The 17,262-nt window shown below is 62.3% G+C and carries 12 protein-coding genes and 1 pseudogene; 8 read left to right on the forward strand and 5 right to left on the reverse strand.

The features are described from left to right. The 6 genes and pseudogenes from RWK44_RS23275 to RWK44_RS23300 all read left to right on the forward strand — a co-directional run. Positions 1-66: pseudogene (locus RWK44_RS23275) on the forward strand (cytochrome c-type biogenesis protein CcmH); the annotation flags it as partial. A 202-nt stretch (positions 67-268) separates the two neighbouring features. Further along, on the forward strand, positions 269-1,861 hold the full coding sequence (locus tag RWK44_RS23280; RefSeq protein ID WP_316029453.1) for a Do family serine endopeptidase: 1,593 nt from the start codon (positions 269-271) through the stop codon (positions 1,859-1,861). 67 nt (positions 1,862-1,928) lie between these two features. Beyond that, entirely contained in the window at positions 1,929-2,684 is a 756-nt protein-coding gene (locus RWK44_RS23285; protein ID WP_017990850.1) for a response regulator transcription factor, read from the forward strand. Then, positions 2,681-4,090, forward strand: a complete 1,410-nt coding sequence (locus RWK44_RS23290) for a sensor histidine kinase (protein WP_131641439.1) — start codon at positions 2,681-2,683, stop codon at positions 4,088-4,090. Before RWK44_RS23285 ends, RWK44_RS23290 begins: the two co-directional genes overlap by 4 nt. Before the next feature lie 136 nt (positions 4,091-4,226). Then, the gene (locus RWK44_RS23295) at positions 4,227-7,184 is read left to right on the forward strand and encodes a bifunctional [glutamine synthetase] adenylyltransferase/[glutamine synthetase]-adenylyl-L-tyrosine phosphorylase (protein ID WP_316029454.1); all 2,958 of its coding nucleotides are present in this window, start codon (positions 4,227-4,229) and stop codon (positions 7,182-7,184) included. A 100-nt stretch (positions 7,185-7,284) separates the two neighbouring features. Beyond that, on the forward strand, positions 7,285-7,935 hold the full coding sequence (locus RWK44_RS23300; protein ID WP_168284177.1) for a glutathione S-transferase family protein: 651 nt from the start codon (positions 7,285-7,287) through the stop codon (positions 7,933-7,935). Between the two features lie 12 nt (positions 7,936-7,947). Here the strand turns inward: RWK44_RS23300 and RWK44_RS23305 are convergent, their stop codons facing one another. From RWK44_RS23305 to RWK44_RS23315, 3 genes are all read right to left on the reverse strand, one after another. Next, positions 7,948-10,257, reverse strand: coding sequence for a PAS domain-containing sensor histidine kinase (locus tag RWK44_RS23305; protein ID WP_020049247.1), 2,310 nt, complete (start codon positions 10,255-10,257; stop codon positions 7,948-7,950). 192 nt (positions 10,258-10,449) lie between these two features. Then, on the reverse strand, positions 10,450-13,098 hold the full coding sequence (pepN, locus tag RWK44_RS23310; RefSeq protein WP_316029455.1) for an aminopeptidase N: 2,649 nt from the start codon (positions 13,096-13,098) through the stop codon (positions 10,450-10,452). A gap of 188 nt (positions 13,099-13,286) precedes the next feature. Beyond that, positions 13,287-14,393 (reverse strand): methyl-accepting chemotaxis protein, encoded by a 1,107-nt coding sequence (locus RWK44_RS23315; protein ID WP_131666010.1) that lies wholly within the window; start codon positions 14,391-14,393, stop codon positions 13,287-13,289. Between the two features lie 346 nt (positions 14,394-14,739). On the opposite strand from RWK44_RS23315, the gene RWK44_RS23320 reads away from it, so the two are divergent. After that, positions 14,740-15,678 carry a DMT family transporter gene (locus tag RWK44_RS23320; protein ID WP_020049250.1) on the forward strand — a complete coding sequence of 313 codons (939 nt, stop codon included), beginning with the start codon at positions 14,740-14,742 and terminating at the stop codon, positions 15,676-15,678. Positions 15,679-15,925: 247 nt separating this feature from the next. Further along, entirely contained in the window at positions 15,926-16,798 is an 873-nt protein-coding gene (locus tag RWK44_RS23325; RefSeq protein WP_131666009.1) for a hypothetical protein, read from the forward strand. Here RWK44_RS23325 and RWK44_RS23330 read toward each other — a convergent pair whose 3' ends face one another. Further along, on the reverse strand, positions 16,799-16,957 hold the full coding sequence (locus RWK44_RS23330) for a hypothetical protein (RefSeq protein ID WP_020049252.1): 159 nt from the start codon (positions 16,955-16,957) through the stop codon (positions 16,799-16,801). A 98-nt stretch (positions 16,958-17,055) separates the two neighbouring features. Beyond that, on the reverse strand, positions 17,056-17,247 hold the full coding sequence (locus RWK44_RS23335; RefSeq protein WP_316029456.1) for a hypothetical protein: 192 nt from the start codon (positions 17,245-17,247) through the stop codon (positions 17,056-17,058). Positions 17,248-17,262: the final 15 nt, after the last annotated feature.

The following is a 17,262-nucleotide window of genomic DNA, read 5'->3' on the forward strand; positions in this document are numbered from 1 at the left end:
AAGCCGACCGGCAGCAAGCTGACGGCAGACGAGCAGGCGAAGTTGAGCGAGCTTCTCAGGAAATAATCGACCAGGCTGGCCGGCAGGCGAGCATTTTCTAGCCGCCAGAGAGGCCGGCGGCACGTTTGGCCGAAAACAAACCTTGCAAACATTACGAACTTTTCATTGGCCGGACAGTTCGCAGTAAGGTGCGGCGTCCTATATCTTTCGTCATCGACTGATCCGGCGCCGCCGGTCTGAAGGTTTAAGAACAAGAGAAGGTGCTCCAATGCTCAAGAATTTCAACGGACGTCCGTCCCTCGCTACTGTGCTCAAGGCTTCTACCGTCGCCGGTATCGCAGCCGCTGTGCTCGCAACCGGCGTTCCGCTCGAAATCACCCGGTCTTATGCCGAAGCTGTCAAGATTCAGGCGCCTGCCGTTCCGAGCTTCGCCAATGTCGTCGACGCCGTTTCTCCGGCCGTCGTTTCCGTCCGGGTCGAAAACCGCGTCAACCCCGTCGCCGACAACAATGACGGCTTCTCCTTCGATTTCAACGGCCGCGGCTTCGACGACCTTCCCGACGATCATCCGCTGAAGCGGTTCTTCAAGCAGTTCGGCCAGGATCCGAATGATCAGCAGGGCCATTCCCGGCGCTTCGGCCAGAACGGACCGAATGGCGGCCCGAATGGTCCGGGCGGCAAGGGTCGCCTCCGCCCCGTCGCCCAGGGTTCCGGCTTCTTCATCTCCGAGGACGGCTATATCGTCACCAACAACCACGTCGTTTCTGATGGCCAGGCCTTCGTCGCTGTCACGAATGACGGCACCGAGCTCGATGCCAAGCTGATCGGCAAGGATCCGCGCACCGATCTCGCCGTGCTGAAGGTCGACGGCAAGGGCAAGAAGTTCACCTACGTCAACTGGGCCGACGACAACAACGTCCGCGTCGGCGACTGGGTCGTTGCCGTCGGCAACCCCTTCGGCCTCGGCGGCACGGTCACAGCCGGCATCGTCTCGGCCCGCGGCCGCGATATCGGCTCCGGTCCTTATGACGATTACCTGCAGGTGGATGCCGCCGTGAACCGCGGCAACTCCGGCGGTCCGACCTTCAACCTCAGCGGCGAAGTCGTCGGCATCAACACCGCGATCTTCTCGCCGTCGGGCGGCAGCGTCGGCATTGCCTTCGCCATCCCCGCCTCGACCGCCAGGGACGTCGTTGCCGACCTGATGAAGGACGGCCAGGTCTCGCGTGGCTGGCTGGGTGTGCAGATCCAGCCGGTGACCAAGGATATCGCTGAATCCATCGGTCTCTCCGAGCCGAGCGGCGCCCTCGTGGTTGCCCCGCAGGCCGGTTCGCCGGGTGACAAGGCCGGCATGAAAGCCGGCGACGTCGTCACCGCTCTGAACGGTGAGACGATCAAGGATGCGCGTGATCTCAGCCGCCGCATCGGCGCGATGCAGCCGGGCAGCAAGGTCGAGCTTTCGGTCTGGCGCGCCGGCAAGGCCCAGCCTCTCACCGTCGAACTCGGTACGCTGCCGATCGACCAGAAGGATGCGTCCGCCGATGACAACAGCCAGCCGCAGCAGCCTGAGGCACCGGCTTCCGAAAAGGCGCTTGCCGATCTCGGCCTGACGGTTGGCCCGTCTGACGATGGCAAGGGCCTGGCGATAACAGGCATCGATCCGGACTCCGACGCTGCCGACAAGGGCATCAAGGAAGGCGAAAAGATCACTTCGGTCAACAACCAGGAGGTCGCCAGCCCCGACGATGTCGTCAGGGTGCTGAACCAGGCCAAGAAGGACGGGCGCACCCGCGCGCTCTTCCAGATCCAGTCCAATGAAGGAAGCCGTTTCGTCGCGCTTCCGATCAACGGCCAGGGCTGATCCCTCAAGACAACTTGGAGCCGTGCGGACGAAACTCCGCGCGGCTCGATTCTTCTGACCTTGAAGGATGATCGCCATGAGCGCCGCCCCGCAGGAAGATGCTTTGAGTCTTGCCGAAACGCAGCCGGCGGGTAATGTCGGCCGCATGAAGATTCTCATCATCGAAGATGATCTCGAAGCCGCGGTCTACCTCACGAAAGCCTTTCGCGAGGCGGGCATCGTCGCCGATCACGCCAGCGACGGCGAGAGCGGCCTGTTCATGGGGTCGGAAAATACCTACGACGTGATCGTCATCGACCGCATGCTGCCGCGCCGGGACGGGCTTTCCGTCATCAGCGAGTTGCGCCGCAAGGCCATCCATACGCCGGTCCTCATCCTCTCGGCGCTCGGCCAGGTCGATGACCGCGTGACCGGTCTTCGTGCCGGCGGCGACGATTACCTGCCGAAGCCCTATGCCTTCAGCGAGTTGCTGGCACGCGTCGAGGTGCTCGGCCGCCGCAAGGGCACGCCGGATCAGGACGTCGTCTATCGCGTCGGCGATCTCGAACTCGACCGGCTCTCCCACGAGGTGCGCCGCGGCGGCAAGGAGATCCCGCTGCAGCCGCGCGAATTCCGCCTGCTGGAATATCTGATGAAGAATGCCGGCCAGGTGGTGACCCGCACCATGCTGCTCGAAAATGTCTGGGACTATCACTTCGACCCGCAGACCAACGTCATCGACGTCCATGTCTCGCGACTGCGCTCGAAGATCGAAAAGGACTACAGCCAGCCGCTCCTGAAGACCATTCGCGGCGCGGGGTACATGATCAAGGATGAGGGATGAGCCGTTTCAAGGTTCTCTTCAAGTCCACCGCAGTCCGCCTTTCGGCACTCTATATCCTGCTTTTCGCCATCTGTGCCGCGACGCTCGTCTTCTATGTGACGGCAATGTCGGAAAGGCTGCTGTCGGGCCAGATTCGCGACGCCGTCAGGCAGGAGGTGGAGCAGGTGCAGCGCGCCTATGACACCGGCGGCATGAACCTTCTGCTGCGCATGATGGAGCGGCGTGCCCGCCAGCCGGGCGCCAACCTCTACATCATCGCCGGTCCCTCAGGCGATATTCTCGCCGGCAACGTCGCCTCGGTGCAGCCGGGGGTCTTCGAGGAGATCGGCTGGACCTCCGCGCCCTTCGGCTACCAGCGTTATACCGACAGCGGCATCGAGCGCCGCCACAAGGCGATTGCCAATATCTTCGTTCTCGACAATGGCCTCAGAATCCTGATCGGCCGCGACCTTGGCGACCCCGAGCGTTTCCGTCTGCTGGTGCGCCAGGCGCTGATGGTTGCCTTGGCGATCATGGGGCTCGGCGCCATCATCATCTGGTTCGCCATCGGCCGCAACGCGCTGAAACGCATCGACCGCATGTCGGATGCGAGCAAGAAGATCATGGCCGGAGACCTGTCGCAGCGCCTGCCTGTGGGCGGATCCGGCGATGAATTCGACCGCTTGTCGATATCGTTGAACACCATGCTGGAGCGCATCGAGAAGCTGAACGAGGGCCTGCGGCAGGTCTCCGACAACATCGCCCACGATCTCAAGACGCCGCTGACGCGGCTGCGCAACAAGGCGGCCGATGCGCTGGACATCGGTGACGGCGCGGCGCGGCGCGCAGCCCTCGAAGGCATCATTTCGGAATCGGACCAACTGATCCGCACCTTCAATGCGCTGTTGATGATCTCCCGCGTCGAGGCCGGATCGGTCGCGGCCGAGATGTCGCCCGTGGAGCTTTCGGCCATCGTCGCCGACAGCGCCGAGCTCTACGAACCAGCAGCGGAGGAAGCCGGGCTCGGCCTCAGCTCCAGCATCGAGCCGGATGTCGAGGTGCAGGGCAATCGAGAGCTGATCGGCCAGGCAATCTTCAATCTGCTCGACAATGCCATCAAATATTCCTCCGATACGGAAGGAGCAGGCAAGGTAACGCTGAAGCTCGCCCGCCGCCCGGATGGCATCTGCCTTTCGGTGGCCGACCATGGGCCGGGCGTTCCGGCCGACAGGCGCGACGACGTGGTGAAGCGCTTCGTCCGCCTCGATGAAAGCCGATCGAAGCCGGGAACGGGGCTCGGGCTTTCGCTGGTGGAAGCGGTGATGGAGCTGCACAACGGCCGGTTGGAACTCTCCGATACCGATCCCGACAAGCCCGAAAAGCGCGGATTGACCGTCAGCATGATCTTCCCCGCCAAGGCTGCCTGAGCTTTTCCGCCGAAACACGATCGGTTGAATCGTATATTGGCGGTTTGCCGCCAAGACCCTAGTTTAATGCTGGTCGAAGGAGGCGTTCCCGCGATTCTGCGGGACCGTTCCTTCGGCGCTAAAGCAGGGAGAGTGCATGCTGACGAAATCGACGCATGGCCTGAAGAATGTGGCCGAAGGGCTGCTGCGTCCGCTGAACCAGACGGAGTTGAAGCTGGCGCTGGCCGACCTTCAGGAGGCCGGCAGACACGAGCCGTCGGTGGCGGCGATGCTGAAGACGGAGAGCCCGCTTTGCGATTTCATCGCGGCCGTGCTGACGCTGTCGCCTTATCTGCGCGAAATCGTCAATCTCGATCCCGCCATCCTCGCCGGCGCCATCACCCAACCGCTGGAGCCGCAGATCGAGGCGCTGGTCGCCGATGCGCGGCGCTGCTGGCAGCGGGACGGCGAGGGGGCAGCACTTTCGGAATCCGTGGTGATGAGCAGGCTGCGCATCATCAAGCGCAAGGTGGCCTTCCTCGTTGCACTCGCCGATCTCGCGCGCATCTTCGACGGGCGGGCGACGACGGCCTGGCTGAGCGAGCTTGCCGAAGCTTCGGTTGCCGCCGCGATCGACCATCTGCTGCTTTCGGCGCATGAGGGTGGAAAGCTCAGGCTGCGGGATGTGGCGGCACCGAGCGAGGGCTCCGGGCTGATCGTGCTCGGCATGGGCAAACTCGGCGCATCCGAACTCAACTATTCCTCCGATATCGACCTCGTCGTCGTTTTCGACGAACAGGCGGGCATCGTGCCCGACCCCGATGACGCGATCGAGGTCTTTCCCAGAATGATGCGCCGGCTGGTGCGCATCCTGCAGGAGCGGACAGCCGACGGCTACGTCTTCCGCACCGATCTCAGATTGCGCCCCGATCCCGGCTCGACGCCGCTGGCGATCCCGGTCGATGCGGCGATGATCTATTACGAGGGCAGGGGCCAGAACTGGGAGCGGGCGGCCTTCATCAAGGCGCGTGCCGTTGCCGGCGACTTGACCGCGGGCGGCGATTTCCTGCGCGGGCTCGCCCCTTTCGTCTTCCGCAAATATCTCGATTACGCGGCGATTGCCGATATCCATTCGATCAAGCGTCAGATCCACGCGCATAAGGGCCACGGCGCCATTGCGGTCAAGGGGCATAACGTCAAGCTCGGCCGCGGCGGCATTCGCGAGATCGAATTCTTCGTCCAGACGCAGCAGCTGATTGCCGGCGGTCGCATGCCGGCATTGCGTGGCAGGGCGACGGAGGAGACGCTCGGTGAACTCACCAAGGCGAAATGGATCGACGCGGAGACCCGCGACGAACTGACGGAGGCCTACTGGTTCCTGCGCGATGTCGAGCATCGCATCCAGATGGTGCGCGACGAGCAGACCCACCTGCTGCCGGAGACGGATGCGGACCTGAAGCGTATCGCCTTCATGATGGGCTTTTCCGACACGCCGAGCTTCTCCGAGCGGCTGGTCGGCGTGCTGAAAACGGTCGAGCGGCGTTATGCCCACCTCTTCGAGCAGGAGAGCAGGCTTTCCACCGACACCGGAAATCTCGTCTTCACCGGCCAGGGCGACGACCCGGATACGCTGGAGACGCTGAAGAAACTCGGTTTTACCAGACCGTCCGATATTTCCCGTATCATCCGCACCTGGCATTACGGCCGCTACCGGGCGACGCAATCGGTCGAGGCGCGTGAAAGGCTGACGGAGCTGGCGCCGGAGCTCCTGCGGGTCTTTGGTGAAAGCAAGCGCGCCGACGAGGCGCTGCTGCGCTTCGACAGCTTCATCTCCGGTCTTCCATCCGGTATCCAGCTGTTCTCGCTGCTCGGCAGCAACCCGGCGCTGCTGTCGCTGATCGTCAACATCATGTCCTCCGCACCCCGGCTTGCCGAGGTGATCGCCGCCAAGCCGCATGTCTTCGACGGCATGCTCGATCCCGGCCTGATGGCCGAGCTGCCGACGCGCGATTATCTCGGCGAACGGCTGAAGGGCTCGCTTGCCCAGGCACGCCACTATGAAGAGGTGCTCGACCGGCTGCGCATCTTCGCCGCCGAGCAACGCTTCCTGATCGGCATCCGCCTGCTCACAGGCGCGATCAACGGCGTGATGGCCGCACGCGCCTTCACCCATCTCGCCGACCTCATCATTGCGGCGGCACTCGATGCCGTGGTCGGCGAGATGCGGGCAGCACACGGCGACTATCCCGGCGGGCGCATCGCTGTCGCCGGCATGGGTAAGCTCGGCAGCTTCGAGCTGACGGCCGGTTCCGACATCGATCTGATCCTGCTCTATGATTATGACGACGCGGCCTCCGAATCCGATGGGCCGAAGCCGCTCGATGCGACGCGTTACTTCACCCGCATCACCCAGAGGCTGATGGCCGCTTTGTCGGCGCCGACCGCCGAAGGCGTGCTCTATGAGGTCGACATGCGGCTGCGCCCATCCGGCAACAAGGGGCCGGTCGCCACCCGCATCAATGCCTTCGGCAAGTATCAGCGCGAAGAGGCATGGACCTGGGAACATATGGCGCTCAGCCGCGCCCGGCTGATTTGCGGCAATGAGAGCCTGATCGCCGAGGCGGAACACATCGTCCGCGAGGTGCTGTCGGCCGATCGCGATATTGCCAAGGTGGCGCATGATGTCGCCGAGATGCGCGAATTGATCGACAAGGAAAAGCCGCCCTCCAGCCCGTGGGACCTGAAGCTCATTCCCGGCGGCGTCATCGATCTCGAATTCATCGCCCAATATCTCGCACTGATCGCGCCGACCAGGGGCGTCGGCATTGCGGTCAATGGGATGAGCACCGGCGAGGCCCTGAAGGTGATTGGCGACCGGCTGATGGCAACCGTCGATCTCGACCTATGCCTCGAGGCCTTCACGCTTTATACCCGACTTTCGCAGCTGATCCGCCTCTCCATCGACGGCCTGTTCGATCCGAAGGATGCGCCGGCGGGCCTCGTCGAACTCGCCTGCCGCGCCGGCGACTGCCCTGACATCAAGACACTGGAAGCGGAAATGAAGCGGCTGTCGAAAGCGGTTCGGAAAATATTCCTGAATGTCGTGAAAGCCTGATCTCACATCAGATGGAACGACCGCGAGGATTATCTCGAGCATGGCCTGTCGGATTCTCGTTTAGCCAGTCGTCTTCAGGACAAAGCTATGGAGAACACCAATGACGATTACCATCACTGCCTTTGAACGGTCGCCCGATCGCGGCAGGGGGCTGGCGCGTGACATGCGCGTTCGCTGGGCGCTCGAAGAAGTGGGCCAGCCTTACGACGTTCGTCTTGTTTCGTTCAAGACGATGAGAGAACCCGCGCATCTCGCACTTCAGCCTTTCGGGCAGATCCCGACCTATGAAGAAGGCGATCTCGCTTTATTCGAGTCCGGAGCGATCGTCTTTCATATCGGAGAGCGCCATCCGGGCCTGCTGCCGGACGATGCGAATGCCCGGGCGCGCGCGCTCACATGGATGTTTGCCGCGCTCAACACGGTGGAAACACCGATCTTCGACCGCGCTCTCGTCATGATCCTCGAGCGCGACAAGCCTTGGTACGACCAGCGCCTTTCTGCCCTCGAGGCCAGCATCCGGAAACGGCTGGACGATCTTTCCCGTCGCCTTGGCGGTGCCGACTGGCTCGACGGCGCGTTCAGCGCCGGTGACCTGCTGATGGTGACGGTGCTTCTCAGGTTGAAAGGATCAGGCATACTGGAAGAATATTCGAATCTCTCCGCCTATGTCGCCCGCGGCGAAGCGCGGCCGGCATATAAGCGTGCTTTCGCCGCCCAATTGGCGGTTTTCACCGCCGCATCGGCCGGCTAAATGAGGTCGGGTCTAGATATCGTCGGGAATACGCAGCGAGATTACGGTGCCGACCGCTTCGCGTGAGCGGATCTTCATGCGACCGCCATGCAGCAAGGTCAGCGAGCGGGAGATGGCGAGCCCGAGGCCGGAGCCGCCCTTGCTCTTGGCATATTGGCTCTGCACCTGCTCGAAGGGCTGGCCGATCTTCGACAGCGCCGAGCGTGGAATGCCGATGCCGGTGTCGGCGATGGTGACGACGACGGCGCCGTCGACGCGGCGGGTGCGTACCGCGATGCGGCCGCCATTGTCGGTGAACTTCACCGCATTGGAGAGCAGGTTGAGCAGCACCTGCTTCATCGCCCGGCGGTCGGCCATCAGCGTCAGACCGGAGCAGATGCGCTGTTCGATGACGATGTTCTTTTCAGCCGCGGGCATGGCGGTGAAGCGCAGGCTTTCCTCAATCAGCGGCACAAGATCGATGCGCTCGCAATGCAGCCTGACATGGCCGGCTTCGATCTTTGACATGTCGAGAATGTCGTTGATGACGTTGAGCAGATGTTTGCCGCTGTCATGGATATCGCGGGCATATTCGTCGTATTTCAGCGAGCCGAGCGGACCGAACATCTGGTTCTGCAGGATTTCCGAGAAGCCGAGGATGGCGTTGAGCGGCGTGCGCAGCTCATGCGACATGTTGGCGAGGAATTCCGATTTCGCCTTGTTGGCAGCCTCGGCGCGTTCCTTCTCCGCCTGATAGTTGGCGTTGGCCGTCGAAAGCTCGGATTTCTGGATCTCCAGTGTCTGGCGCGAGGCGGACAGATCGCCGATCGTCGCCATCAGCCGGCGCTCGGATTCGCGCAGCCGCTCCTGATGGCGTTTCATCAGCGTGATGTCGGTTCCGACCGAGACCCTGCCGCCGTCGCGGGTGCGCCGCTCGTTGATCTGCAGCCAGCGCTCGTCGGCAAGCTGCACCTCCGTCGTACGCGAATAGCCGGAGCCGTCGGCATCGGAAATCCGCCGTTCGATGACAGGCCGGGCGGCGGCGGCATTGACGGTCGAGCGCTCGGTGCCGGGCACGAGCACGCTGTCCGGCAGGCCATAGGCCTGCTGGAAATGCGTGTTGCACATGACCAGCCGATCGTTCTTGTCCCAGAGCACGAAGGCTTCCGAGGTGCATTCGATGGCGTCGGCCAGGCGTTGGTCGGCTTCTGCGTAGCGCTGGGCGAGCCTATGCTGTTCGGTCACGTCCATGGCGATGCCGATCAGGTGCATACGGCCGGAATTGCTGCGGATCACCTGGGCGCGCGCCCGCATCCAGACATAGTGGCCGCCGGCATGGCGCATGCGGAAGATCTGGTCGACCTGGGCGGACGCGCCCTTGCCGATGACGCGCGCGATCTCGTAGAGCCCGCCGTCATCGGGATGCATCAGCCGCGCGGCGTCGCCGAAGCCCATCGTCTTGTCGGAGCCCGGCAGGCCGAGCATGTCGTACATTGAGCGCGACCAGAAGAATTCGCGGCTCTCGAAATCGAAATCCCAGAGGCCGCAGCGGCCGCGCGACAGCGCCGTCTCCACGCGCAGGTTCGATTCCACGAAGATGTCGTCGGCGTCGCGGGCGCGCTTCACCTGGGTGTAATAGGCATAGAGGATGACGAGCAGGATCGAGGAGATCCCGGCAAACAGCGTGACGTTGAGCGCCAGTTCCTCGCGCCAAAGCCGGCCGACCTCGTCGAGCGAGGTGGCGGCGACGATATAACCGCCGGCATTGCCCATCAGTGTGATCTCGGCATAATAGGGCACCCCGCCGATCGTCGTTTCGATGACGCCGGCGCGATCGCCGAAGCGGCGGATCGCCGAGACCTCAGGGAAGAAATCGCCGACATTGCTGCCAACATGCGAAAGCCCGGCGGTGGTCGCGGCAAAAACCTTGCCGCTTGCCTGCACCAGCAGTACGAAAGCGCCGCTGTCCAGCCGGTCCTGCGGCAGGTATTTGGCAAGGCGGGCCTGCGCCCCGGTGATATCGCCGCTGTCGAAGATGTCGGCCGCATCGGCAAACACCGCAGAGGCGGTCGCCGCCGAAAGTGCGGTGGCATGGCGCGCCGAGGCCTCCAGCCGCCCATATTCGCTCATCATGCCAAAGAAATGCGAGGCGGCGACGACGGAGAGGAAGGCGACGATCAGCGCTGGGATGGCCCGCTTCAAGACCAGCTCGGCCTTCGGCAGATAACGGAGAAGTGGTTCCGATGTCGCATGGCCCGAAAGGCTGTCGCGCCAGGCTTTCAGCCCGTCAAAATCGACACGCAGCCGTCCTCCGGCCACGGTTGCCCGCCGCACGTCCATCATCTCTTCGCCTTGTTCCTCATGTGATTCGCGCGCCGCTCGCTCGAACCTGACCTAGAGAATCATGGGTGATTCGCCTTGTCCAGAGGCAAAGGTAAAAATCCGTTAACTATTTATAATTTCGGGTTTTTCCACGTGATTCGAGGTGCTGGGCGACCGGCCGCCGAATTTCTCCTGATGTGCGGTCGAATCAAATTACCCTTTAAGCGTGCGCTCTACGATATCGCGCACGTCGGTCGAAAGATCGGCGGCCCGCTCGATCTCGATCAGCGCCGAGCGGGCGTGATCGGCACGCACGGGCTCGAGCGACCGCCAGGAGCGCATCGAGGTAAGGATGCGGGCGGCAAGCTGCGGGTTGCGCCCGTCGATATCGAGAATCTGATCCGCGAGGAAACGATAACCTTCGCCATCGGCGCGGCCGAATCCGGTCGGGTTGGCAAAGGCGAAGGTGCCGACCAGCGACCGCATCCGGTTCGGATTGGTGCGCTTGAAAAGCGGATCGTCCATCAGCGCGCGGACCCGTCCCAGGGTTTTTGCGCCCGGAATGCCGGCCTGGATCGCGAACCATTTGTCGATGACGAGCGCATTTTCCGCGAAGCGGTCACGGAAGGCGGCGAGCGCCTCGCTCGTCTCCGCGCTGTCGGGAAAGCGATGAGCGAGGATCGTCAGCGCATGGCTGAGATCGGTCATATTGTTGGCCGCATCGAAGGCGGCCTTGGCGCGGGCGGGCGTCTGTTCGGCATGCGAGAGGTAGGTGAGGGCGCTATTGCGCAGCGCCCGCAGGCCGGCGCTTTTCGCATCCGGGTTGAAATCGCCTGATGTCGTCATCGCTGCGTAGAGGCCGGCAAAGACATCCTTTCCGGCATCGGCGATCTGTTTCAGGACCGCCTGCCGGCCGGCATGGATGGCATCGGGATCGTTGTTGCCGCCAAGTTCCCGGGCGATATCGGATTCGCTCGGCAGAGCCAGCGCCTGGGCACGGAAGGCGGGCTCGAGGCTCTCGTCGGCGGCGGCGGCGATCAGTGTCTCGACGAAGGTCGCCTCGCAGATCACAGGCTTGCCCTCGCGGGCGTCGCGTGCCGCTTTCAGGAGGTTCGGCAGCGCCAGATCGGTCAATGCCTGCCAGCGGGCGAAGTGATCGGTCTCATGGCGGGCGAGATGGGCGAGATCGGCCGGGCTCTGATCGAAATGCAGGTTGATCGGCGCCGAGAAGCTGCGGTTGATGGAAACGACCGGCCGCGAGCCAACGCCATGGAACACGGCCGTCTGCGTGCGGCCTGTGAGATGCAGCACCTCGCCGGCATATTCCGCGCCATCGACCGAAGTCGGCTCGATCTTGTCGCCGTTTTCGCCAAACAGTGCGAGACTGAGCGGAATATGCATCGGTTCCTTGCTCGGCTGGCCGGGCGTTGCCGGGATCATCTGTTCGAGCGACAGTGTGAAACTGCCGGCCACCGCATCATAGCTGCCCGATGCGGTGACGAGCGGCGTGCCGGCCTGATGGTACCAGAGCGAAAATTGCGTGAGGTCGCGACCGCTTGCATCCTCGAAGCATTTGACGAAATCCTCGATCGTCACGGCCTCACCGTCATGGCGGTCGAAATAGAGGTCCATGCCTTTCTTGAAGCCGTCCTTGCCGAGCAGCGTCGCGATCATGCGCGTGACTTCGCTGCCCTTTTCGTAGACGGTCGTCGTGTAGAAATTATTGATCTCACGATATGTCGTCGGCCGCACCGGATGGGCGAGCGGGCCGCCGTCCTCCGGGAACTGCTCCGATTTCAGGTGCCGCACTTCGGCAATGCGCTTGACGGCGCGCGAGCGCTGGTCGGAAGAGAATTCGTGGTCGCGATAGACCGTCAGGCCTTCCTTGAGGCACAGCTGGAACCAGTCGCGGCAGGTGATGCGGTTGCCGGTCCAGTTGTGGAAATATTCATGCGCGATGATCGTCTCGATATTGGCATAGTCGGCATCGGTGGCGATCTCTGGATCGGCAAGCACGTATTTGTCGTTGAAGACGTTGAGGCCCTTGTTCTCCATCGCGCCCATGTTGAAATCGGAGACGGCGACGATCATGAAGATGTCGAGATCGTATTCGCGGCCGAACCTCTCTTCGTCCCACTTCATCGAGCGTTTCAGCGCGTCCATGGCATAGGCTGCGCGCGGCTCCTTGCCGTGCTCGACATAGATCTTCAGCACCACCTCACGGCCGGACATGGTCGTGAACGTGTCTTCGACGACGCCGAGATCGCCGGCGACGAGCGCGAAGAGATAGCTCGGCTTCGGATGCGGATCGAACCAGGCGGCGAAATGTTTGCCGGGGCCATAGCCGGCGCCGCCGAGGAAGTTGCCGTTCGACAAAAGCAGCGGGTTGGCGTCCCTGTCGGCGATGATGTTGACCGTGAACGGCGCAAGCACGTCGGGCCGGTCGGGGAAATAGGTGATGCGGCGGAAACCCTCCGCCTCGCACTGCGTGCAGTAGATGCCGCCGGTGCGGTAAAGGCCCATCAGCTTGGTGTTGGCCTCAGGGTTGATGACGGTGGTGATCGTCAGTTCAAAGGGCGCGCTCTCCGGCAGGTCGCGCACCGTCAGGCTTTCCGGTGTTGCGTCGTAACGCGAAGGGTCCAGTTCCACCTGGTCCAACAGCAGCCCCGACAGCATCAGTTCGTCGCCGTCGAGAACGATCGGCGCGGCCGGATCGGTGCCCGGGCGACGATGAAAGATCAGACGTGCCTCGACCTTTGTCTCCGTCGGGTCGAGTTCGAAGGTCAGGTCCACACGTTCCAGCACGAAGTCGGTGGGACGGTAATCTGCCAGATGAATGACCTGGCCGGTATCTGTTCGCATGGTGTTTCCTGAAGACCGTTATTTGATAACCGCGGAATACAGAGGCGGGCGCACTCTGCCATAAATTTTGCCGGGGATGATTACATTAAAGTCTGAACTAAAGTTAAAGCAAATTGCCCGCGAACACCAAGTTCGCGGGCAAAATATCTTATTGGAAACGGATGAACGCCGCTGCGGGGAGATGGGCGCTACTTCAGGTTGAGGGCAGCTTTGATCGTCGCGTCGTTTTCCGTCTGCTGCACGACGACGCCGTACCAGCCGAGCCCATCGTAATCCTCGTAGCCGAGGGTCCGCGCGAAGGCGACGATCGAGCCGTTATTGTCGTAGTAGCTGCCTTTCGTTTGGCCGGACGGATTGGCGAGCGCGAAATGGGAAAAGAGCAAGGCGGGATTGGTGGTGGCGATGACACGGCTCTTGCCGTCGAGCAGCATGACCGTCGTTCTTTCCGCCAGTTGCGGTGGCAGGTTGGCCTCTTTCTCGACGATCGCCTGGCCCTGGTTCTGCCAGTCGAAATAGACGCCGAGCGTGCCGACCAGCCGCCCGTCGAGCTTGCCCTCTTCGCGGATGCCTGTGGCATAAACGAGCGCATGCCTGGCGTCGTGGAGCGGGCTCGCTTTGACATCATCGACGATATAAGCGTCGCCGGAGGAGCAGGCCGACGCTGCGCGGAACCACGGATCGCCGGCAAGGCTCGTGTCTGCGATCTTGCGCTGGAACTTGGGATTGGCGGATGCGATCACCTTGCCCGAGAGATCGGTCATGACGAGATCGAGATAGACGGTGTAGAAGCGGTTGATGGCGCCGAGACGCTCCGCCGCAAAGGCGACGGTTTCCCGGCTCGGGTTCTGCAGCGCCTGCCAGAGCGCTGGATCCGTCGCCCACCAGCGCACATCGGCCGTGCGCTCGAAGAGATTGCGGACGATGAGCTGCACCAGCGTCTGCGCCAGATCGGTTAGGCGAACGCCCTCCATCTCCTCGACCAGCGAATCGGCCATGGCACGGCTGAGGCCGATGCGGCCGAGCACGTTGCTTTCGAACCTGCCGGTGATGTCGGTTGCGATCTGCGCCAGCCGCTGCACCTCGTTGGCAACGACGGCAAAACCCTTTCCGGTCTCGCCGGCTCTGGCCGCCTCGATCAGCGCATTGATCGCCAGCAGCTTGATCTGCTTGACGATATGGGTGTTGTCGGCGCTGAAGCGCTCGAGGTCGGTGCTGATGCCGTCGGTGACGACGCGCATGGAGCGCGGTGTCGCATTCTGCGACTGGGCAATGGTTTCGGCGCTAAGCGGCTTCATCAAATGGGATCCTGGAAGGAGCGGGCAATTGTTTGTGCGGTGAAGAAAATTTCGAGATCAGCGATAAAAACGATGCTTGCCTATGGTTTTCAATTGGTTAACGCCGAGCGCCGGGAGATGAACATTTTGGGGGTAAATGGCTCAAAAAGGGAAATTTCAGCGCGGTGACGCGTATGCAGCACGGTTGAGCCCGCGGCTGACGGCGATTCTGTGATTCTCTCATATTGCTTGCGGTTTTTTCGCCAATCAGACTTTTCTTTCGCTACGATGGGCGACGTCACCTGCTGCGTTCCCGAGTCGAACGCGTCTCCCCGTTCCGGTTAAGTCAGTATCAAGAGCCAGGATCATGCACTCGGTTCTCAGAAACCCGATGAGAGGCATTGCGCTGAAGGTCTCGTCGGTCGTGGTCTTCCTGGCCATGCAGACCTTCATCAAGCTGGCGGGCTCAGACATCCCGCCGGGGCAGGTCACCTTCTGCAGGTCGTTCTTCGCGCTGTTCCCGATCATGGCCTATCTGGCCTATAACAGGCAGTTGCGCGCCGCCTTCTACACCGCCAATCCAATCGGTCACCTGAAACGCGGTACGATCGGCATCTTGTCGATGGCTTTCGGTTTCTACGGCCTGCTGCATCTGCCGCTGCCGGAGGCGATCGCGCTTGGCTATGCGCTGCCGCTCGTCGCCGTCATCTTCGCTGCCGTTTTTCTCGGCGAGACCGTGCGCATCTATCGCTGGAGCGCCGTCCTGGTCGGCATCGTCGGCGTCGCCATCGTTTCCTGGCCGAAACTCACGCTGTTTCGCGACGGCGGCATGGAAGCAGAACAGGCCGTCGGTGCGCTCTGCGTGCTGCTCTCGGCCGTTCTCGGCGGCGCGGCGATGATCCAGGTGCGTCGCCTCGTCGAGGAAGAGAAGACTGCGACGATCGTGCTCTATTTCTCGATCACCGCCTCGGTCTTCTCGCTGGCTTCTCTTCCCTTCGGCTGGCTCATCCTGGCATGGCCGACGGCGCTCTATCTGATCGCCGCCGGCTTTTGTGGCGGCGTCGCGCAGATCCTGCTGACGGAAAGTTACCGCCATGCCGACGTCTCCACCATCGCGCCGTTCGAATATACGTCGATCCTGCTCGGCGGCATTGTCGCCTACTTCGTCTTCGGCGACGTGCCGAGCGTGACCATGCTGATCGGCACCGTCATCGTCGTCGCCGCCGGCATCTTCATCATCTATCGCGAGCATCAGCTGGGCATCGAGCAGAGAGAGGCGCGCAAGGCCACAACGCCGCAAGCCTGACGCCTGCAAGCGCATGTTTATCAAGGTTTTAACGCAGGGATTGCGGTGGCTTGAAACTTGCGCTCAAAGAGTGAAAAGAATGGTGAATTCTTGGGATATCCTCGGTCTGCGGAATATGATTGTTGAACATGAGAGAGTATCATTTATTCCAAGCTGTGCATGTCTGAATGGCCGCTGATGCCGGAGGAGCTCTCGGGTGTCGTTGCTCCGAACGCTGGCCGGCGAGCGGGGGGTGGAGAAAAGCATAATGGCATTCACAGCGGAGCAATTGGTGGGGAATTCTTCCTTTCTGATGAGCATTCGCTTTTTGGCTGGGCAGATGCGCGGCATGTTCGATGCCGGTCCGCGGCTGGCGCGACTGCTCGCCTCCCATCAACGCTGGCTTCTGACCCAGACTGCCTATGCCCTCCATCTGGAATATGATCCGCGCGACCCGACCTCGGGCTTCACCGCCGTTGGGCTGACCGGGCGCATCACCGCGCACAAGGTGGCGAGCCGCAACACCGTGCTCGCCTTCATCGAAGAACTCTATACCTACCGCTTCATCACCCACACGCCCGGCGACGAGCGGCGGCGACCACGTCATTTCGAACCGGGCGACGTCAGTCATCAGGGTATGTTTGCCTGGCTTTTCTCCAATCTCGGTGCGCTCGACCTGCTCGACGGCGGTCAAAGGGCAGCCTTTTTCCAGGCAAATCCATCACTGATGCGGCTCATTCAGCCGCGCATTGCCCGCCATTGCCTCGAAGATGCCGCCTGGCGCGAGCCGCCGGAGCAGGTGGCGCTCTTCCTCTGGACGGAAGCCGGCGGCCTCGTCGTCGACAACTTCATCGCCCGGATGGCTATAGAAAGCAGCGAGCCGGATAGGCTGTCCGTCGGTCGCGTCGAAACCCGCGCGCTCGCCGCTGATTTCATGATGTCGCGCACCCATCTGCAGCGGTTGCTGGCAAAAGCGGCGCAACGCGGCTGCGTCGGCTGGCAGGATGAGCCGCGCAAGACGCACCTATGGATATCGCGGGATTTCGTCGAGGAATATTGCGCCTGGCAGGCGGTCAAGTTCGCCTATGTCGACGAAGCTTTCGAATGGGCGAAGGCCCAGATCGAAGAAATGGCCGTGTGATCAGAGAACGATGGCTGTAGCGCCTGCGCCAATGCGCGCGCTGGCATCGGCCGGCTTGACCGAAAGCTCGCGCTCATATTCCCGCGCGGCGCAGACCGCGACGCGGATGTGCTCGAAGGTTTCGATGTTGCGCAGAAGCGATATCAGGATCGTCGACATGTTGGGTGCTCTTGACACGAAAGGGCAGGCGAAGCGCCTGCAGCGCCGCGCGTCTTTTCAGACGCGCAAAGGACGCTGCAACACTTTGAGTTCTCTGCTCAATATTGCTGGAAGTCCGAAAAAATGGCGTTCGGGCGCGCCGTACGGCTGTTGATGCCGGTGCCGCGGGCAATGATCTGTTCGTTCGTGGCAAAGCCGAAACGGCTGTAGCCTTGAGTGGAACGAACCTGGTCGCCGGCGAGGCGAAGGGTTTCAAACCCGCTATGGATAGGACGAAAACGCTTGTTCATGGCCTTGGTTCCTGT

The sequence above is a fragment of the Rhizobium sp. 25PS6 genome, from assembly GCF_032464655.1.
GTDB lineage: Bacteria > Pseudomonadota > Alphaproteobacteria > Rhizobiales > Rhizobiaceae > Rhizobium > Rhizobium laguerreae.